14 protein-coding genes are annotated in these 19,409 nt (G+C 47.4%); 9 read left to right on the top strand and 5 right to left on the bottom strand.

What is annotated here, in order from left to right:
- Positions 1-36 precede the first annotated feature (36 nt).
- From Q1A41_RS09640 to Q1A41_RS09625, 4 genes are all read left to right on the top strand, one after another.
- The gene (locus Q1A41_RS09640) at positions 37-1,842 is read left to right on the top strand and encodes a DUF885 domain-containing protein (RefSeq protein ID WP_299977769.1); all 1,806 of its coding nucleotides are present in this window, start codon (positions 37-39) and stop codon (positions 1,840-1,842) included.
- Between the two features lie 352 nt (positions 1,843-2,194).
- Complete coding sequence (locus Q1A41_RS09635; RefSeq protein ID WP_299977765.1) at positions 2,195-2,509, top strand: hypothetical protein; 315 nt, start codon at positions 2,195-2,197, stop codon at positions 2,507-2,509.
- Between the two features lies 1 nt (position 2,510).
- Positions 2,511-2,774 (top strand): hypothetical protein, encoded by a 264-nt coding sequence (locus Q1A41_RS09630; RefSeq protein ID WP_299977762.1) that lies wholly within the window; start codon positions 2,511-2,513, stop codon positions 2,772-2,774.
- A complete protein-coding gene (locus Q1A41_RS09625) occupies positions 2,771-4,342 on the top strand; it encodes a PepSY-associated TM helix domain-containing protein (protein WP_299977759.1) in 1,572 nt (523 codons plus the stop codon). The genes Q1A41_RS09630 and Q1A41_RS09625 overlap by 4 nt, the downstream gene beginning before the upstream one ends.
- A gap of 493 nt (positions 4,343-4,835) precedes the next feature.
- Here the strand turns inward: Q1A41_RS09625 and Q1A41_RS09620 are convergent, their stop codons facing one another.
- Positions 4,836-5,762: a peptidylprolyl isomerase gene (locus tag Q1A41_RS09620; protein WP_299977756.1), complete on the bottom strand. Its 927-nt coding sequence runs from the start codon at positions 5,760-5,762 to the stop codon at positions 4,836-4,838.
- Between the two features lie 170 nt (positions 5,763-5,932).
- Here Q1A41_RS09620 and Q1A41_RS09615 point away from each other — a divergent pair, with 170 nt between their 5' ends.
- The 3 genes from Q1A41_RS09615 (at position 5,933) to Q1A41_RS09605 (ending at position 9,269) form a co-directional block, all read left to right on the top strand.
- Positions 5,933-7,459: an amidohydrolase family protein gene (locus Q1A41_RS09615; RefSeq protein ID WP_299977753.1), complete on the top strand. Its 1,527-nt coding sequence runs from the start codon at positions 5,933-5,935 to the stop codon at positions 7,457-7,459.
- Positions 7,460-7,611: 152 nt separating this feature from the next.
- On the top strand, positions 7,612-8,250 hold the full coding sequence (locus Q1A41_RS09610; RefSeq protein ID WP_299977750.1) for a glutathione S-transferase family protein: 639 nt from the start codon (positions 7,612-7,614) through the stop codon (positions 8,248-8,250).
- Positions 8,251-8,276: 26 nt separating this feature from the next.
- Positions 8,277-9,269, top strand: a complete 993-nt coding sequence (locus tag Q1A41_RS09605; protein ID WP_299977747.1) for an LLM class flavin-dependent oxidoreductase — start codon at positions 8,277-8,279, stop codon at positions 9,267-9,269.
- A gap of 35 nt (positions 9,270-9,304) precedes the next feature.
- Here Q1A41_RS09605 and Q1A41_RS09600 read toward each other — a convergent pair whose 3' ends face one another.
- A complete protein-coding gene (locus tag Q1A41_RS09600; protein WP_299977744.1) occupies positions 9,305-10,117 on the bottom strand; it encodes an alpha/beta hydrolase in 813 nt (270 codons plus the stop codon).
- Positions 10,118-10,128: 11 nt separating this feature from the next.
- Complete coding sequence (locus Q1A41_RS09595) at positions 10,129-12,306, bottom strand: TonB-dependent receptor (protein WP_299977741.1); 2,178 nt, start codon at positions 12,304-12,306, stop codon at positions 10,129-10,131.
- A gap of 289 nt (positions 12,307-12,595) precedes the next feature.
- Between Q1A41_RS09595 and Q1A41_RS09590 the strand changes: the two genes are divergently transcribed.
- Both Q1A41_RS09590 and Q1A41_RS09585 read left to right on the top strand, forming a co-directional pair.
- A complete protein-coding gene (locus Q1A41_RS09590) occupies positions 12,596-13,075 on the top strand; it encodes a MarR family winged helix-turn-helix transcriptional regulator (RefSeq protein ID WP_299977738.1) in 480 nt (159 codons plus the stop codon).
- 17 nt (positions 13,076-13,092) lie between these two features.
- A complete protein-coding gene (locus Q1A41_RS09585) occupies positions 13,093-14,169 on the top strand; it encodes a DUF2817 domain-containing protein (RefSeq protein ID WP_299977736.1) in 1,077 nt (358 codons plus the stop codon).
- 96 nt (positions 14,170-14,265) lie between these two features.
- On the opposite strand, the gene Q1A41_RS09580 is transcribed toward Q1A41_RS09585, so the two are convergent.
- Positions 14,266-17,490 (bottom strand): amidohydrolase family protein, encoded by a 3,225-nt coding sequence (locus Q1A41_RS09580; RefSeq protein WP_299977733.1) that lies wholly within the window; start codon positions 17,488-17,490, stop codon positions 14,266-14,268.
- Positions 17,491-17,634: 144 nt separating this feature from the next.
- Positions 17,635-19,173, bottom strand: a complete 1,539-nt coding sequence (locus tag Q1A41_RS09575; protein ID WP_299977730.1) for an alkaline phosphatase D family protein — start codon at positions 19,171-19,173, stop codon at positions 17,635-17,637.
- Between the last annotated feature and the right edge of the window lie 236 nt (positions 19,174-19,409).

Here is a 19,409-nt window from a genome sequence, read left to right as displayed (position 1 = left end):
TTTTTTCACCTTTTAAAACACTACAAGACCAGCACTATGAAAATACTAAAATTTATCGCTTACGGTTTGCTGTCTATTATTATTCTGGGCGGCAGTTTTGCGGCCCACGAATGGTATGCCAAGCCATTTTTTATTAATAATTTCTTCAATCGTGAAATTCTTAAACAGGCCTTAAAAAGCCCAGAAATGCTAAGTCAGCTACATATGCTGGAAAACATTGGTATTCGCGGGCACAACAGTAAGCTGGATGACGATAGTATTGCCGCTGGCGATGCCATGATTGCCGATCTAAAAGCCGCCAAGGCGGTGCTAGATGAATACGCGGTAGAAGATCTAAGCGAGGCCGAGCAGTTATCAAAAGCCATTGCCGATTATCTCTTTGCCTCGATGGATGATTTTGAGCGTTATCGCTTTCATAATTATCCGGTAAACCAGTTGTTTGGTGCGCAAAACGGCTACCCAAGTTTTATGGAATCTACCCATGAAATTAAAATAGCCGAAGATGCCGAGAACTATATTTCACGCTTGACGGCGGTGGGTAAAAAGTTTGATCAGGTGCTAGAAGGCCTAAAAGAAAGGGAAAAACGCAATATTCTGCCTCCACGCTTTGTAGTAGATCGTGTGCTAGAGGAAATGAATAACTTTGTTGGCACAGCCCCCAAAGAGAATATTCTCTATACCAATTTAGAAAAGAAATCGGCAGAAATCGAAGGCTACGATAATAGCCAAGTGCTGGCCGATGCTGAAAAAGCGATTCAGGCTGATGTTTACCCGGCCTATCAAAAGCTGATCGATTACTTTACCGCACTGCGCGATAAAACCACCGAAGATGATGGCTTCTGGAAACTACCGGAAGGTGAGGGCGCCTATAAAGCGGCGCTGCGCTTGTTCACCACTACCGATTTAACCGCCGATGAAATTCACAATATTGGTTTATCGGAAGTTGCCCGCATCCAAGCTGAAATTTTGGCGATCTTAGCCGGCGAAGGCTACGATGTTAGCGCAGGCTTTAGCGCGGCTATTGATGAGATGGCCAGCAAGGAAGAGTTTTATTATCCCGATACCGATGAAGGCCGCGAGCAAATTATTGCCGATTACCAAGTAATCCTAAACGAGATTGATAAGGGCTTGGGGCAAGCCTTTAGCTTGCGTCCAGATACTGGTGTGGAAGTAAAACGTATTCCGGCCTTTAAAGAAAAGACCGCACCAGGCGCCTACTATCAGCCGCCAGCTATCGATGGCTCACGCCCTGGTCAGTTCTTTGCCAATCTCTACGATATCAAAGCCACGCCTAAATACAGCATGCGCACCTTGGCTTATCACGAAGGAATTCCGGGGCACCACTTTCAGGTAGCCATTGCTATGCAGCTAGAAGGCATGCCCTTGTTCCGTCGCTTCTCGCCATTTACTGCTTATGTAGAAGGTTGGGCACTTTATGCCGAGCAAGTCGCTTGGGAGATGGGCTTTCAAAAAGATCCTTTCGATAATATTGGCCGCCTACAGGCCGAGCTATTCCGCGCTGTGCGCTTAGTAGTCGATACCGGTATTCACGCCAAGCGCTGGACTCGCCAAGAAGCCATCGATTACATGATTGCCAATACCGGTATGGCCGAATCCGATGTAGTTTCCGAGATCGAACGCTATATCGTCATGCCAGGCCAAGCGACCTCTTATAAGATTGGTATGATGAAAATCTTAGAGCTACGCGAAAAAGCCAAAACCGCGCTGGGCGATAAATTTAACCTCAGTGATTTCCACGATGTGGTGCTTAAAAACGGCGCTGTGCCGCTGGATATCCTTGAGCAGTTGGTGGATGAATATATCCAGGGGAATAAAGCCTAGCCGCCATATTAGCAACTGTTTATCTACAGGCCGCCTTATGGGCGGCCTTTTTCGTTTCTGTATCCCAGGTTTTTTACATCTTGTTTCTGGTATTACCTGTTGCCGGTTTTGCCTATCGCTGGCACCTCCCTTATCCCACACCATTTGAATTTTGTCGCGATCAACCTGGCCAATATCGTTTTCAGCCGCTTGATTATGATTCGCTTGGCACTTTGCTTGGTACTTTGCTGTGGTAGACTCTTGTTTGATAAATGATAATAATTAATAATTGCATTACCATTTAATAACCGTGTTTCTATCTAATAAATACACGCAGCCCTAAGCTGCTGCGATTCATTGATCAAGGCCGATTATGTTCTTCCATCTTATGCCCTTGGCGCTGGCAGCCCTGGCGCCACCGCTGTGTTATGGGCAGTTAGTTAGCAATAAGATTCCCCTTATTATTCAACGTTTGTTAGCACTTGCTTGCTCGCTGGTAGCCGTAAACTATTGGGCTGCCGCTCTTGGCTGGGAATGGGCTATTCCCTTTTTGCTGTGCTCGCTGATGCTGGCAGGCTTTGCTTGGGTGCTGATACTGCGTCGCTACGAGGGTTTTAAAACCTCTTATCAATGGCTATGCCTTGGCCTTGCGGCGGCGGGTTTGCTGCTCAATCTGGGAGGGCTTTGAGATGGGTTTTTCAGCTAGAGCACTTACCGCGGCTATCGTTCTGGGCTTAATCTTTGCCTTGTTTGCAGCGGTTTTTATGGCGCAGTTCTTACCCTTAGAAAAACCTTTGCACCGTACCTTCTGGGCGGGCCTTTCGGTGCCTATCACTTGGGCTTGGGCTAGCTTGTGGCTATTTAGTCGCGAGCGATTTTCTCGCAGCGCATGGATTTTATTATCTGTAGCTTGTGCTCTGTTATTGATAGCCATCGGAGGTATGCAGTTGTGAGCGATCAAAAAAACAAACAGCGTGCTTTCTTCCAAGGCTTAATGCGCTGCCACAAGCAGCTGGGCGCAGCCCTTGGTATTTTTATTTTTGTGCTGTGCTTTAGTGGCACGGTCAGTATCTTCCACGGCGAAATCGCCATTTGGGAAAGTGCTAAGCTATCCAATGCTTATGGGCCCGTTGCCGGCCGTTTTGATGATGCGCCGGTAGATAAAATTATGCAGCGTGCCATTGCCGATTTTGGTGGTGAGGATGGTCGCGATGTCGAGGTCTTCAATGTTCGCCAGGATACCCCTGGACAACGCTTCTTGCTAAGTAATACCCATACCGAAAGCGATGAGGCTTGGCATTTAAGTTATTGGGATGGCAGCACTGGCGAGCTTATTGCCCACCAGCAAATGGGCATCAGTAAAATTGTACGTGAGATCCACACAGATTTTTATCTGCCTAGCCCTTGGGGTCGCTACGCCATTGGTGTGTTGGGTGTCATTTTTATGATGATGGCTGTCGGTGGTATTTTGATTCACCGAAACTGGCGACGCGAATCCGATCAGTTACGTTTCGATCAAAAAGATCGCCACAAGTGGAGCGATCTCCATAAGTTATCTGGTTTTTGGGCGCTACCTTTCCATATTACTATTGGTTTTACTGGGGCTTTGTTGGGCTTGCTGGGTGTCATTTTAATTATGATGGCATTGGTGGCCTACGGTGGCGATCAAGATGCTGCCATTGCGGATATCTTTGGTAAAGATCCAGAGATGTCTCATGAGCAAGCTCCTATTCCGGCTATGCAACCTTTTGTAACGAAGGCCCGTGAGGATATGCAAGCGGGTTTTAATCCTCAGCGTGTTACAGCGGTTTATCCTGGCGACAAAAATATGTTCGTTTTGGTTTACGGTAGCTACCCGGAAACTTTGGGTATCGATAGTTTTGCAAAATATCGTGTCGATACTGGCGAGCCAATTAAGTTTGTAGATTACATTCACGATAATGTTGCCTTACGAGTCTACTCAGCTTCGGTGCCTTTGCACTATGCAACTTTTGGTGGCCCTATGATGAAGTTTATTTACTTTGCTTTGGGTATTTTAAGTTGTTTGCTGCCGGCTACAGGTCTTTATCTGTGGTTACGCCGTCGTCCATTTGATTGGCAGGCTCGTTTAGTTTATTGGGGATTGCTTGCGGTTCCGGTTGCCAGTGCCTTTGGTTTTGCGGGGGCTCTTTTCGTTAAGTGGCTGCCAGCGTTTACGACTTTAAGTTTTGCGACAAGCTCTATTTGGTATTCTGGCGCTGCTTTTGTACTAGGCCTTCTATTTGTCGCTTGGCAAGCTTGGCGTGGTGATAATATGCAAGCAGGCTTTGTTCAGTCGATGGCTCTGAGTGCTATGTTGCTAGCGATTACGGCTGTGTTTGATGTTGTGTTGCAAGCAAGTCAGGGCTTTTCTTTGTGGGCGCCGCAGGCTTGGGGTACGGATGTGGCGTTACTGTTAATGGCGGCGTTGGCGTTTTATTTGAAGCAGCGTTTGCAGCTTAAGTCAGATGTTGCAGATGAGGCTGTAGTGTTGGCTAATTAGAATTTGCAGTTATGGTTTGATTAGAAGGCGTGATTTATTCACGCCTTTTTTATGTCTCTCTAAATGGTTCTTAGTGTTGGGGATACGTGCAAGTCGGGCCGACTATGGAGGGTAGGGTTCGCTATGCCGGGTACGCAAAAAGCAGCATCCATGCTAGCTCGGCTCCTCCTCCGAGTCGGAGACGCCCCAGCATAGCGAACCCTACCCTCCATATTCTACAGTTGTGTGTTTTTTGATTGCTTGGATTTTATTCTTTGGTAGGACTAAATCACTGGATAGCTTTTTGGTAGTTGTAAGCAAAGTTTCAGGTGTTAACAATGTAGATTTTAGGTTGTAGGGTAGCGGGTCAGGAACCGTGGAGCAGCATGGACGCTGCGAAGTCGAGCGCCCCGGATGGTTTAAGCGCGTTCCAGACCCGCTACCCTACGGCCTGAAATCGGTCAGTTCTAATTGATCTCTAAGAATCCCTATAGAGAATATTCGATCGATTAAACTAGGATCCACTTTCTCTACTAGGCACTGTCACACCACAAACATCAACAACACCCGGTTGCTCTACAAACCACTCCTCAGGTCGATTGGCTCGCGACAGAATCAGCTCCTTAAAATCCGCAGAATCGGTCTTCATAACTTGCCAATTCTTTTGCTCGGCCTTGCTTAGATCGGCCGCTACTTTCACAGAGCGGATAGGGTTGTACTCCTTGCTTTCATCCTTCGGCTTTTCACGCTGTAACGATAACAAAGCCCCCATACCGGAAATCACTCGACCAAAGACCGTCACATTTCTATCTAAATAGCGAGGGGCATGGCCAAGAACAACGTAGAATTCTGTACCGCCACTATCAACCGGATTGTTTCTGGCCATCGCAAACGCACCCGGGCAATGTACCATCCAACTTTCACCTTTCGAATTCTTAGCTGCCGCAAAGCCCGCTACAAACCCCGTGTCTTCCGCAAAACTGTCCTTAAAGCCTAGCGGAGTAAAGTCTACTTTATTGCTCGTGTAACGCTCGCTCTTAATCGCACGCTTAGCATTCTTAATGGCCTTCTCCTCAGAGGCATCGCCACCCTGAGCAACAAAGCCCTCAACAAAACGGTAAATGCTTAAACCATCGTAAAAGCCTTCGCGTACCAAAGCTTTAGTATTACTAACATGATTGGGCGCAAATTGCGGGGCTAGCTCAATCCAAACCGTGCCGGTATCAAGTTGCATGCGTAGCAGGTTTTCATTATCGATATCACGCCAGCTACTGTTCTTGGCTTGTGCGCTAATCTCGGAAGGGGATCTAGGCTTGGAGGCCTGCTTGTCTGTGCTCTTATCAGCAATTGCACTGGCGGCGCCCAAGCATAAAGTGGCGGCGGTAATAGAGCAGATTAGCTTCGCGGTAGTGTTCAACTTCGAGTACTTATTGTTTTTCATATTGGCTCCTGCGCTGGGCTCCTGTACTTGGCTAGACGGTGAGCTCGGTAAGCTCCTCAGATTGCCGATTGAGTCTTTGCTCGATAGTAACATTAATGCTAATGTTCGTATATTGTATACAATCTGTATTCTAAAGCGTGCAGCTACCTCTGTGTCGAAATGGAGCCTCTATGAAGATTTGCCTTTCCTTTCTTAAAAACGCCAGCCCAGTAAAAACGAAAGCCATAAAGCCCGTGGCCCTACTGACCGCCTTTTGTGTGGCGCTGACTTTGAGCTGGCAAACGCAGGCCGAGACCAAACGTCGCCATGCCTATGCCATCAACAACGTTACCGTGATTGACGGCAATGGTGGCACGCCCCTAAAGCGCCAGAGTGTATGGGTAGAAGATGGCGTGATTAAAGGCCTAGGGAAGGCGGGCAGCTTGAGCTTGCCGGACTATGTGCAAGTGATTGATGGCCGAGGTAAGTATTTGCTGCCGGGCTTTATCGATACCAATGTACATGCTTCTATTTATGGTAATGCCCGCCGCAAAGAAACCGTCGTGAAATACGGCGAGCGTAATGATGAGCTAGTGCTTGAGTTTGTGCAGCGTCAGCTTAAGCGCGGCGTTACCACCGTGCGTGATAGCTACGGCTCATTAATGCCGCTAATGCAGGTGCGTGATGATATTGAAGCCGGTAAAGCCGTGGGGCCTCGTATGTTGGTGGCCGGTAATATTATTGGTTGGGGGGGGCCGTTTTCCTTAACCTTCTCACTGATTAAAGAATCTGATCTAACCTTGTTCCAACAAAAATGGAATGACAGCATTGCACAAGGTGTTGGTGAAGAAACCATGGATATGGGGCCCGAAGAGCTGCGCAAAGCCATTAATGATTATTTGGATAAAGGGCCAAACTTTTTAAAGTATGGCGGCACTAGCCACTTTGGCTATCCGTCTTTGATTGGCTTCTCGCCGCGTACACAAAAAGTGATTGTTGAAGAAGCTCACAAGCGTGGTTTGGTTGCCGAAACCCATGCAACCAGCCCTGAAGCCCTACGCATGGCGGTGGAAGCCGGCATCGACTTAATTCAGCACCCAGAAATTTTAAGCCGCCGCTACCCGCAAGATTTAATCGATATGATTGTTGAGAAAGATGTGATCTGTGCAATGCGCAGCAACACCTTTACCGGAGATATGTGGCAGAAGCATTTGCAGCGTCGTAATGCCGCGCTAAAAGCCTTAGAAAATGCCCCCGCCCCAGTGACCAGCGCCGAGCAACGTGCACGTAATGGCCGCTTAGGTGAGTTTTATGAAATCGAACGCGATAATGCTATTCGCCTGATCAAAGCTGGTTGCCGTGTCACTATCGCAACAGATAATTACCAAGGTAAAGCACCAGAGTTTCGTAAATCTCCAAAGAGCATCGATCAAGAAGCGGGTATTGGTAGTTTGCTAGCGATTGAAGGTTTGGTAGAGCTAGGTATGAGTGAAATGGAAGCTATTGTAGCGGCCACAAAAAACGGTGCTATCGCCGCTCGCGGCCTAAAACAATTCGGCACGGTAGAAGTAGGTAAGTCCGCAGATCTACTATTGTTGGATGCGAACCCGCTAAAAGATATTCGCAACATCCGCAGGCAATCTATGGTGATGGCCAAGGGTAAGGTGATCAATACTGAAAAGTTGCCGCAGCAGGTGATTTTCTATACCGGAGTTTAATATCGCTGCCCGCGCTAAAGCGAACTATGAAATAAGCCTGTAAGCAAACAGGCAGAAATACCCAAAAAATGGCAGCACTGACCTGCCTATTCAGGGTATATTGCGGCTTCTCTACTGTAATAAACAGTTCAAAACTATAAGGAGAAGCCGCGATGCCAAAAGTGTATGGTGCAATTTTATCCCCCTATGTTCGTAAAGTGCTTTTGGTGCTAGAGGCCAAAGGTGTAGCCTACGAAAATGAGCAGGTTTTCCCAGGTGCTTTGCCAGAAGGTTATACCGATGTCAGCCCGCTAGGAAAAATTCCAGCGCTGAGCGATGGCGATTTCAATCTTTCTGATTCCACCGTTATTAATGAATACCTCGAAGAGCGCTATCCAGAGCCAAGCTTGATGCCGACTTCTGTAGAAGCTCGCGCCGAAGCGCGCTGGCTAGAAGAGTTTGCAGATACCGCATTGGTAGAGGCTTTGCTTGTTCCTTTCTTTCAGCGCGTAGTTGCTCCAATGCGTGGCTTAGAAACCAATGAAGAAGCTATCGCCAAGGCCGAAGCCGGTAGCATTCCTAAAGCACTGGATTATGTTGAAACAGTAGTTAATGGCGCCGAATTTTTGGCCGACGGCAAATTAAGCATTGCCGATATTGCCATGGTTTCTCCGTTTATCAATGCCGAAATCGGTGGCTATAAACTAGATGCCTCGCGCTGGCCAAAAACAGCTGCCTACGTAGCTTTTGTGCGCAGTCAGGAAGTTGTGCAAAAGCGTGAAGCTGAAGAAAAGGCACTGCTTGGCGGTTAACATTAATTTGTTGGCTGATTTTAATTATGAAGTTAAGTGTTCTCGATCAATCCCCATTACGCAAGGGCGGTAGTGCCGAGCAAGCCTTTAGTGAAACCTTGCGTTTGGCTAAGTATGTAGAAGAGCTTGGCTATCATCGCTTTTGGGTTTCCGAACATCACGGCACTGATGCCTTGGCAGGCAGTGCTCCAGAGGTTTTGCTTGGGGCATTGGGCGCGAGCACTGAGCGTATTCGAATCGGCAGTGGTGGCATTATGTTGCCCCACTATACGCCCTATAAGGTCGCCGAATTGGGGGCGACCTTATCCGCGCTTAATCCGGGAAGAATCGATTTAGGTATTGGCCGTGCGCCAGGTACCGATATGGTAACAGCGCGCTTGCTGGCGCAAAACGGCCAGCCAGACTTCTCACAATTTCCCGAACAGACCGCCAGGTTACAAGAAATTCTTTACGATAAAAAATTTCAGCCCAAGCTAAGGCCACACGCCGAGAGCGCGCCTGATTTGTGGATGCTAGGTTCCAGCCCAGACAGTGCCGCCTTGGCTGGGCAGTTGGGTTTGCCTTATAACTTTGCTTTGTTTATTAACTCGGCAATGGATGGGCGCATTCTGGCTTATTATCGCCATTGTTTTCAAAGTGAAGCTGGCCCTGGGCGTTTATCTAAGCCTTGTACCTCTTTGACTGTTAATGTGCTGGTGGCGGATACCGAAGAGCAGGCCTATTATTTGGCCCGTAGTCGTTTAGTATCTTATTTGAAGTTTATTGCGGGTAAAAGCGATACTGAAATCTGTTCACCTGATGAGGCCGCAGCCTATCAGCTAAGCCCCCAAGAAGAAGCTTTTGCAAGTCAGCGTATGCAAAGCTCAGCCATTGGTTCGCCCGAGCAAGTCAAAGCAAAGCTGCTTGCCTTGGCCGAAGAATATGGCGCTGATGAATTAATGACGGTGAGCATCTGTTACGATTTTAATGATCGTTTAAGATCGCACAAATTGTTGGCTGAAGCATTTGAGCTTGTTTGAGATCTGGTCTGGAAAAAAAGCCTTTCAAAGAAAGGCTAAAGCGAACTGAACTTTGTAATCAGCGGAGTAAGTAATTCTGCAAATTTCTCTGGTTCTTCAAGCATCAAGAAGTGGTTACTGTTTTCTACAACGCAAAGATCTATGCGCTCTGAAAAAGCTGGAATAAAACGTTCTTTTTCAATGGCGTATTTGTTCCCATCTACAATGGCGGCAACTGGACCCGGGTAGCTGCTTAGGGTTTTGCCCATATCGTAACTTAAAAACATCGCCAAAATTTTTATGCCGTCTCCTGGCTTACTGCTTCTAAACTCCCTTAACACCGAGGCTCTAATCGCAGGGTGGCAATTTTCTGTAAGATAACTGCTGCCGAGCTCCATCAGTGCTCCTTGATAATCAAGGCGGATATAGGCCAGCATTTCATCAATTGTTTGCTGGGCTTGTTGTGGGTACAAATCCATATGAATAAAGGAATCGGCACCGATAACAGCCAGCACCTGCTGTGGGCGAAGTTGGCCGATAGCCATTGCCAATAGGCCACCATAGGAGTGCCCAACGATAATGCACTGCTTTATATCTTCCTCATCTAGGACAAGACATAGATCTTTTGCAAGCTGATCAACAGTGCGTGTACCTAGTGGCAAGGCGGAGTGACCAAAGCCAGGGAAATCAATATTTAAGGTTCTAAAGTTCTGTGCCCAGTGCTCGGCATGGTAATCCCATACCCAGCGTGAACCGCCCCAACCGGGCAGAAAGCAAATGGCTATTTCACTAGCAGGGCCATTACGGGTGTAATGGATGTTGCTGCCACGTAATGCAATATGCTTCTCTATAGGGCGGTTGCTGGACATAGTCAGATACCTTAAAAGTTCATTTCAAATGTTAGGCCATAGGTGCGTGGCGGTGCAAAAAACTGCACGGTACCAATTAAGCCATCTACGCGAATAGAAGATTGAACCACTTCTTTATCGGCCAAGTTACGCCCCCAAAATGAGATGCGCATATCATCACTTAAATCATAGCCTACACGGGCATTGATGATAGTGTTCTGATCACGTTCTACAGCATTGTCCTGGAAAGGATCCAAAAACTGCTCGCTCTCATGGCGAACATCGACTCTTGCAGTAAGCGGGCGATCAGCAACTTGCCATTCATATTCGGCACTAAAGCTTAAGCTTAACTCCGGAGCACGAGGCATGCGGGCGCCAGAGCGATCCACTTCACCCTTATCCAGCTCATTCGGATTAAGTGCCGAAAAGTCTTCGAAAGTTGCATCTAGAATTTGCGCTGAAAAGTTCAGCTCTAAATCGTCAACCGGGAAAACGGTGGAGCTAAATTCAAAACCTTGCACCTTAGCGGCCGCAGCATTGATCACGATCTGGAAGGTACCAACGGCCGAACCCGGTGGGATGGTGTTTAGCTGTAGGTCGTCGTAATCATAATAAAACACGGCAGAGTTAAACTGCGCACGACCTTCCCATAGAGTTGACTTTAAACCTAACTCATAGGCCCAAACATATTCAGAATCGAAAGCGTTAGACTGAAAAGTGTTGGTACTGAATCCGCCAGCTTTGTAGCCACGCGAGATCGACGCATAGGCAAGGGTGTCCTCATCTGGTGTGTATTCTAAAACCATGCGGGGGGTTAGTGCTTCATAATCGGCATCTTGTTTTAGCTCATTAGTCGCTAGTACTTGTCTTGTGCTGGCCGTCATGATGGTTTGTAAAAAATCCAGTTCCCGCTCGTCTTTGCTATAACGAAGGCCGGCACTCAAAGCCCATTCGTCTGAAAAAGTGTATTTGGCGTTGCCAAATATACCAAATGACTTAGTGACAACATTGCCATCTGGCTGATCAAGCAAATCCGAAAGGCCGGGAACTGGGAAGGTAAGAGCTACATTTAACTGTTGGTCAGCCTGCTCTTTGAGGAGAAATATTCCTGTCACCCATTCTAAGTTACTGTCATTGTCTGAAATCCACTGAACTTCTTGGGTAATGGTTTCAGAGCCAAAGTTGGGTGAGTTTGAAGCGTAGTCGAGTTGGGATCCATCCAGGTCTAGATGTACATCCGCTTCTGCATCGCGATAGGAGGTAATCGATTTGATAATGCTGCCATCTAATTGCAGCTCGGCGCTTAGATTAACGCCAAGAGATTCCGAGAAGTTTCTGCTGTTTTCGTTAATAGCAACTTTATACGGATCGTCGTAACGAATAGCGCCAAAGCCATCGGCAATGCTTGAGCCGCTGCTGGTATCCACATAGATGCCCAAATTGCGAGTACTGTCTTCACGACTGTAATTAACGCTTAAAAGCAGGCTCAAATCATCACTTGGGTAAAACTGCAGATGACTGCGAAGGCCAATATAATCTTCATCGTCCAAAGTGGTGCCGCTAGGTAGGTTTTCTACATAACCATCACGACGGCTAGTCATACCGGCAATGCGCCAGTTCAGCTTATCTTCGATTAAAGGTACATTAAGCATGCCCTCAATGCGTTGCTTGCTGTAGTTACCAAGGCCGAGCGAAAGCTTGCCTTCAAATTCGTCGCTTGGCTTGTTGGAGTAGAAGCTAATGGCTCCACCAGCGGCGTTACGACCGAATAGCACGCCTTGTGGACCTTTGACCACATCTACCCGTTGCACATCAAAGAAATCCTGAAGCGAAGAGTAAGAGCGCGATTGGTAAACGTCATCGATAAAAGTCGCGATACTAGATTCTGCACCAGGTGAGAAAATATCAGTGCCTACACCTCGCAGATATGGCTGGCCAACCACCGAATTAGTGGTAAATACTAGGCTTGGATCTATCACTTGAAGATCAAGGGTGTTCTCTACACCCGCTTGCTCAAGCTTATTGCCTGAGTATGCGCTGATGGCGATAGGGATATCCTGAACGTTTTCGGCGCGCTTTTGCGCGGTGACCACCACCTCCTCAATGAGATTGGCGGCTGAAGCTTGGCTGCTAATCGCTGTAGCCAAAGCCAATGCGCTGAGCTTACAGCTGGTAGGGCGGCTATTGAATATAGTGCTTATCGTTCTCACAGGAATATCCTCCGATATTGTCTTGCCAGCGTTTCATGTTGAACCGATCTGGCGGCTAAGTATTCCAGGGGGCATTTCGCGATAAATGCTGCCTTGGATAATTATTATGCTTTACAATGTAAACCAATATAGTTTACTGTGTAAACAATAATTTTGAGAAAGCAGAGATTTTCAGCAAAAGCACTTAAATAGCGAGGCCTCGGGCTTCTTTATAATAGAAAGCTTGTTTTGAGGCGTAAACGCTATAAGTGGTAAAACTATAAAAACAAAATGATATGAGCGACTGAATATGACAACTGAAGATCAACAGCAGGATTTTGATATCGATAAGTACATTCCTTTTCAAATAGTTCTAACCGAAATGCTTATGTATCGGGTGGGCAAGCCAAACCAGGCGAAGGATGTGGCAGCGGTAGAGCCGCTCTCTCAAGGAGAGTCGAGAGTATTAACGTTTATATATTCTGGTAAAGCCTCATCGCCTTCCGATCTTATCGAGCATCTCTATATCGATAAAGCCCTGGTGACTCGCAATGTTAGCTCTCTAGTGAAAAAAGGCTTATTGGCAGTAGAGCAAGATAGCGAGGATCGTAGGCGTAAAAATCTGGCGATTACAGAAAAGGGCGAAAAAGCAGCATTAGCCTTAGTTGCTCGCATGAAGGATTTTGAACGTCACTTAGACACGGCTATTAGCTCTGAGGAAAAGGATACCTTAATGAAGACGCTGTCAAAATTAAACGATCTTTGCCACACATACAAAATCAAGGACTAAGTAGAAAGGTTTTAGATATGAAACTAGCCCAGAGTTACCAGGCTGCCCGCGAAGAATTTCTATCGCTTTGCCAAGAAAAAGAGCTGTATGTAGAAAGTTATGCTATGCCCGATAGCTTGGGTGTTAATGGCGAAGAGCTTGCGATTGATGTCGCTTTTTTTGGGCGCTTTAGTGCGAATCGTTGTTTGCTAGTTTCTTCCGCGGTACATGGTATCGAAGGCTATTGTGGCTCGGCTATTCAGTGTGCGCTATTGCGTTCAGATTTTCTCGATAGTTGCCCAGAAAATACCTCTGTAGTATTTGTGCATGGATTAAATCCTTATGGTTTTTCCTACGGTCGCCGAGTGAATGAAGATAATATTGATCTGAATCGAAACTTTGCTGACTTCTCATTAACTCCTGCCGTTAATGAAGCATTTCTTACTATGGCCAAAGAAGTCTTTCCTGAAAACTGGCAAGGCAGTGATCTAGAAGCTGTCCATAGCAATGTAGAACATTATATAGCGGAGCATGGCGAGACCAGTTTTCAGGCGGCTATGATGGGAGGGCAATACGATCGAGCCGACTGTACCTTCTACGGTGGTGCCGCTGAAAGCTGGTCCCGTGAGAATTGGCATCATATTGTTAAATCTCTTTCGGCCCGTTACAAATTCGTAGTTCATTTAGATATACATACGGGGCTGGGTGAAGCCGGTGAGTGTGAAGTGATTTATGCGGGGCGCCCTGGTGAAGCTGTAGTAGCGTTGGCGCAAGCATGGTTTGGTGATGTCTTTGTGCCGGGCTCGGCGCAGAGTAATGCAGAAGCAATTCAGGGTAACTTGGGCCAGTACTTGGATGAGCAAGGAATTTCAAATGTTTCAGTAGCTCTAGAGTTTGGTACCCAACCATTCGAAAAAGTTGCGCGCGCATTAATTGATGATAATTGGCTCGGCTTTAATCCGCACTGTGATGCAGAGTTGCGAAGCGAAATCAGTAGGCGTTTAAGGGCAGCGTTTGCGATTGATCATCCAGCATGGGAAGCCGAGGTTTGGCAGTTAGCGCTCAAGCACTGTAAAAGAGCAGTGCGTGGCCTTGGCGGGGTGAGCTTGGGCTAGTGTATTAACTCTGTGCTAGAGCTGATTGCTTATTTTAATCAAACCGCCGCGACAACAATAACGGGCCGCGGCGGCTGATCAGGCTTATTGAATCACTTATTTCTCAAAGTAAAAAGCTTCACGCTTTTTATCACGATTACCGACTTCATCCATGGTCTCTGCGTTAAATAGACGACCATTAACCATCACCAAATCAACACGATCAGTTTGGCGAATGTCTTCCAATGGATTGCCATCGATCACTATCAAATCGGCAAGCTTGCCTTTTTTGATTGAGCCAATGTGCTTGTCTAAACCGAGAGACTTGGCTGGGTTGGTGGTCGCTGTGCGTAAGGCTTGCATAGGCTCCATGCCACCTTGGGCATACATCCATAACTCCCAGTGAGCAGCCAAACCTTCACGCTGACCGTGCGCGCCGATATTGGTAAGAATACCGATATCGCTTAGCTCTTTAGCGGTTTTGGCAACACTAATATGGTTGTAGTGATGATGCGGAGCAGTAGGGCGGCGCATGGCGCGCTTCGCTAAAACATCAGCCGGTACATATTTGCTTAGGCGTGGGTGTTTCCACACTTCGGTTTTATCGTACCAGTAGTTTTCGCCCCAAATACCACCGTAGGCAACCACCAAGGTCGGCGTGTAGGCCATCTCGCCTGCAGTCCAGAATTGTTTAATATCATCATAAACTTTTTCTGTTGGGATGGAGTGCTCTAAGGTTGTGTGCCCGTCGGCTACCATGCTTAGGTTGTGTTGCAGCAAAGAACCGCCTTCAGGCACGACCATCATTTCCAACTCGCGAGCTGCTTGGATAACTTGCTGGCGTTGATTACGGCGTGGCTGGTTATAGCTCTTCACTGAGAAGGCACCTGCTTTCTTTAGGCGCAATAAATGGAACTTAGCATCATCCAAGCTATCCACATGGGAGGTATAACCCGGGCCTGAGGCGCCGTACAAAATAGTACCTGTAGAATATAGGCGAGGGCCTACAATTTTACCGGCTTTTTGCAATTCGCTAGCGCTGAAAAACTCGGTAGTGTCATTAGATGGGTCGTGAATCGTGGTTACACCCAATGCTAGGCCGGCGTAGTTCTTCCAGTTTTGCTGGGGAATAATTTCATTGCTGCCTTGCGGGCCGTGAGCGTGTGCATCAATTAAGCCTGGCATAATGGTTTTGCCAGAAATATCGATGGTCTTCGCGCCTTTTGGAATTTCCACTTCACCGGCTTTGCCAACCGCAACAATGTGGTTGCCATCAACAAGTACCACACCATTGTCGATAACTTTATCGCCATCTTCCATGGTCAGTACCTGGCCGCCAACAAAGGCAATGCTGCCGCTAGGAACATCGACCTTTTGATTAAAGCCAATGGCGGTAATGACAGGTTCCTTGTTTAAGGCTTCTTTGTTTTTGGTATCGGAGGAGCCTACATCAAACAAGCCTTGTAGCTCGGCTTGGTAAAGGTCGGCACCTAGGCTCCAATATAACTCATCGCTTTTGGCGTTCCAGCTGATGTTTTCGCCAGCGCGTACGGAAAGCTTTCTTACCGGTAGGTTTTTCGCTTTCGGGCCAATGGTAATTAAGTGGCCACTTTCTACAAATGGCGTTACAAAGACTTTAAAGCGCTCAGCGAATGCTAAGTACTTACCATCAGGTGAAACTTTAAATTCGGTAGCGTATTTACCTTCGTATAAAGATTGCTCTTTTTTGTCTTTGATATTTACGCGAACGAAGGATGGCTTCTCGCCATGGCGCATGACATAAATGCGATCATTGGCCGAACCGTACTGGGGTAATACGCCTTTTTCAGTAATTAATTCAGCTTTGCCGCCTTTGCTGCTTACGCGATAAATGCCTGGGTTTAGTCCCCATTTAGGGTCAGTAATGTATCCACCTTTGGCTTTGCGGTAGATGATATGTTTCCCATCAGGTGAGAAGGCCGCCTCGACATACTTGCCAGGCTCGCTGCTAATAACTTTAGCTTTACCGCCACGCGCTGACATTACACGAATACTACCTTGCTCTTGGTCATCCCAGGTGCTGAATACAATCTTTTTGCCATCGCGAGAAAAGCTTGGCTGTAATTCAAAGTGATCACTTTGCTTGGTTAAACGGCTTGGCTTGCCATTGGGTAAGTTGCGGCTGTATATATGCCCCAGAGCTTCAAAAATTACCTGCTTACCATTCGGTGAAACCTGCACATTGCGGAGCATGTTCACATCGAAGTTGTCTTGATCAATGTTCTGATCAAAGCGCACGGTGGTTTGCAGCTTTTTGCTCGCCTTAACATGGAATGGAATATTCTCGGCCTTTAGGCTGTCGATATTGAGCTTATGCAGTTTTCCCTTGGCCCAAAACACGAGGTTTTTATTGTCCGGTGTCCAAGCCATGCTTGGGTATACACCGTGAATAGCCCAGGTTTCTTGCATATCGCGCTCAAGCTTGTCATAAAGCTTGCGCTTCTCGCCGGTTTTCAAATCCAGTAAAAATAAAGTGGTTTGAAAATCTTCGCGAGCAATATAAGCAAGGTAGCGGCCATCTCTGGAAGGTGTTGGGCGAATAGCGCCACCACGGCCAGACAGAATCACTTTGATCTCGCCGGTTTCGCGATCATAGCGCTTTATTTTATAAATGCCTTTTTCAGAATCTTTACTGTAGTGGAAGGTTTTTCCAGGGGTGGCGTCTTGTGAAAAATAGACGTAACGGCCATCCGGTGAGAAGGCAGGCTCACCTAGATCTTTTTGCTGATTTGGGCGCTTGGTAAGCATCAAGCCTTTGCCGCCAGCTTTGTGATACATCCAAACTTCGCCGGCGCCCAATGAACGTGTACCCGTAAAGTGTTTGCGTGCCACTAAGTAGTCGCCATCTGGGCTCCACGCTGGGCTATTAAGCAAGCGGAAGGTTTCATCGGTAACGGCTGTTTGTCCGCTGCCATCGCTGTTCATAATCCAGATATTGTCGCCACCGCCTTGGTCAGAGGTGAAGGCAATGTGTTTGCCATCTGGGCTGAATTTTGGCTGCATCTGCCAAGCGATGTCGGTCATTAGTGCGGTCGCTTCGCCACCGCCAATCGGTAGGGTATAGATATCACCCAGCAAGTCGAAGGCAATGGTTTTGCCATCGGGGCTGACATCGATGTTCATCCAGGTGCCTTCACGCACGTCGATATTGGCATCGATAAACTCACCTTGGGGGGCGTTAACGTCCCACTTGGCTTTCTCGTCGTCTTTGGCTTTGTCGGCCGCGTGGGCCAGCGGTAGGGTTAAGCTGCTGCACATCAGGGCTGCGCTAATGCCGGCAGCCAATAAGCGGAGTTTCATCATAGTCTTCTTATTGCTGTTAGAAAGTCGGGCTTATTATGGCGGCAGGGATAATGTGGCGTCCAGCCGCTAACCGAAGCCGTAGTTATTGCTATAGGCTTCGGCTTGTCTGGGGGAATATTCTGCTTGAGGTGTTTTTGCCGAATATTATGCTTCAGATTTTAAAGTCTTGCGCCAAAGCTCTTTGCCAAGGCGATTAAAGTGCTTCACCGTCATGGTGTTCTCAAAGCCATCTATCTCAATCTCACCAAAGAACTGGTAGTTATCTGATGGTGGTGAATTGGGCGGCATATCGTCGGGTATGCCTTTAAATATCAATTCTGGGCCGAAGGTGTTATCGAGCTCGCCGGGGCCAAAGCTACCCGCATGAAGGGGGCCGCTGACAAATTCCCAGAAGGGTTTAAAGTTTTTGAACTGAGCTTTGTTGGGGTTGTAATAGTGGGAGGCACAATAATGCACATCGGCGGTAATAAAGTGCACATTGTGAATATCTTGCTTGGCAATAAACTCCAGCAGGTGCGCTACCTCTAATTCGCGACCTAGCGCTGGGCCATCGCCATTGGCCGCATTTTCGGCCACTTCACTTTGCCATTCTGTAACTCTCAGCCCAAGTGGCATGTCGCTAGCAATAATTTTCCAGCTGGCTTTTGACTCAGCCAGCGATTGCTCTAGCCACTGTAGCTGCTCTTCCCCTAAGAAGGCGGTCTCTGCTGAGGCTTTTTCTTGTCGGTTTAAGCTATTGGGGCCGCGATAACTGCGCATATCCAAGAAGAAGATATCCAACATAGGGCCATGACTGACCTTGCGATAAATTTGTCTTGGATCTTTGGCGTTTAGGCTGATGGGGTTACATTCTAGTAGTGCATGACGTGCGCGCTCAGCCAGTAGTGAGGCGCTTTTTACGGTGTAACGTTTATCATCGAGTAGTTGTTCGCCTGGGTACCAGTTGTTAACAACTTCATGGTCATCCCACTGTTGGTAGCTAGCCACTTGCTGGTGAAACTGGCGAAATTTGGGATCAAGAAAGTTGTAGTAATAGTTTTCCCGAAACTCTTGGGTGCTTTCGGCAACTTTGCTTTTACCTTGGGTTTCTACATTCTTCCAAGTGCTGCCATCTTTTAAACTTATCTCACTGGGGATAGGTCCGTCGGCATAAATTAAGTCACCACAATGCACTAAAAAATCGGGCTCGCGTTTTAACATTTCAGCATAGCTATGCATGCCGCCTCGGTTACTATCAATGCCGTAACCTTGCCCGGCAGTATCTCCTGACCAACAAAAGCGAATGCGGCCGGTATCTTTATGGGCTGTTTTAAATTGCCCTTGTTGTATATCACCAAATAGGCCTGGTTTGTCGAGGCTTTCAAATTGCACGCGATAAAAATATTGTTGCGCTGGGCTTAAACCTCGCAGGTAAGTTTTGGCGTTAAAGTCAGTTTCCTTTATTGCGGCGGTGCCGGCGAATCGTAGGCTCTGTTTGAAACTCGGATCTTTGCTAAGCTCAACCCACATTAATGATGGCTTTTCGGTACGCCCCCATATAACGGCACCATTGTGACTAACATCACCACTGCTTATGCCGGTTTGTATTTCCGGGCGCTGTGATAGAGCGCTAATGCTGGCGCTGGCCGGTACGCTGGCGATTCCAATACTTCCAAGCTGCAGAAACTGTCGTCTTTTTATCATGTTGAGGCTCTTGTATCTTCAGGCTCTGTAATCATCTTAATAACTGTATCTTACAGTAATATGTTGGGGATTGTTCTTTGTTGTGTGTTCCCTTCGAACCGGTAAAGAGTCCATATACCCATGCAAAACGCGCCGTGAACCCATGGATGAAAACCATCCGGGGTTTTCAGTTGGCACCAAGCCCAAATTCCCTCCAAGGGAATTAGTCCTGGGGGCTCTCCAAAAGCGTCCTTACT

Source organism: uncultured Pseudoteredinibacter sp., assembly GCF_947502065.1.
GTDB lineage: Bacteria > Pseudomonadota > Gammaproteobacteria > Pseudomonadales > Cellvibrionaceae > Pseudoteredinibacter.
This window is presented reverse-complemented; position numbering and strand designations above follow the sequence as displayed.

What these genes read in the sequence shown, in the direction of transcription:
- Q1A41_RS09640 (WP_299977769.1), top strand. Translation starts at nt 37, where the DNA reads ATGAAAATACTAAAATTTATCGCTTACGGTTTGCTGTCTATTATTATT.
- Q1A41_RS09635 (WP_299977765.1), top strand. Translation starts at nt 2,195, where the DNA reads ATGTTCTTCCATCTTATGCCCTTGGCGCTGGCAGCCCTGGCGCCACCG.
- Q1A41_RS09630 (WP_299977762.1), top strand. Translation starts at nt 2,511, where the DNA reads ATGGGTTTTTCAGCTAGAGCACTTACCGCGGCTATCGTTCTGGGCTTA.
- Q1A41_RS09620 (WP_299977756.1), bottom strand. Translation starts at nt 5,762, where the DNA reads ATGAAAAACAATAAGTACTCGAAGTTGAACACTACCGCGAAGCTAATC.
- Q1A41_RS09615 (WP_299977753.1), top strand. Translation starts at nt 5,933, where the DNA reads ATGAAGATTTGCCTTTCCTTTCTTAAAAACGCCAGCCCAGTAAAAACG.
- Q1A41_RS09610 (WP_299977750.1), top strand. Translation starts at nt 7,612, where the DNA reads ATGCCAAAAGTGTATGGTGCAATTTTATCCCCCTATGTTCGTAAAGTG.
- Q1A41_RS09605 (WP_299977747.1), top strand. Translation starts at nt 8,277, where the DNA reads ATGAAGTTAAGTGTTCTCGATCAATCCCCATTACGCAAGGGCGGTAGT.
- Q1A41_RS09600 (WP_299977744.1), bottom strand. Translation starts at nt 10,117, where the DNA reads ATGTCCAGCAACCGCCCTATAGAGAAGCATATTGCATTACGTGGCAGC.
- Q1A41_RS09590 (WP_299977738.1), top strand. Translation starts at nt 12,596, where the DNA reads ATGACAACTGAAGATCAACAGCAGGATTTTGATATCGATAAGTACATT.
- Q1A41_RS09585 (WP_299977736.1), top strand. Translation starts at nt 13,093, where the DNA reads ATGAAACTAGCCCAGAGTTACCAGGCTGCCCGCGAAGAATTTCTATCG.
- Q1A41_RS09580 (WP_299977733.1), bottom strand. Translation starts at nt 17,490, where the DNA reads ATGATGAAACTCCGCTTATTGGCTGCCGGCATTAGCGCAGCCCTGATG.
- Q1A41_RS09575 (WP_299977730.1), bottom strand. Translation starts at nt 19,173, where the DNA reads ATGATAAAAAGACGACAGTTTCTGCAGCTTGGAAGTATTGGAATCGCC.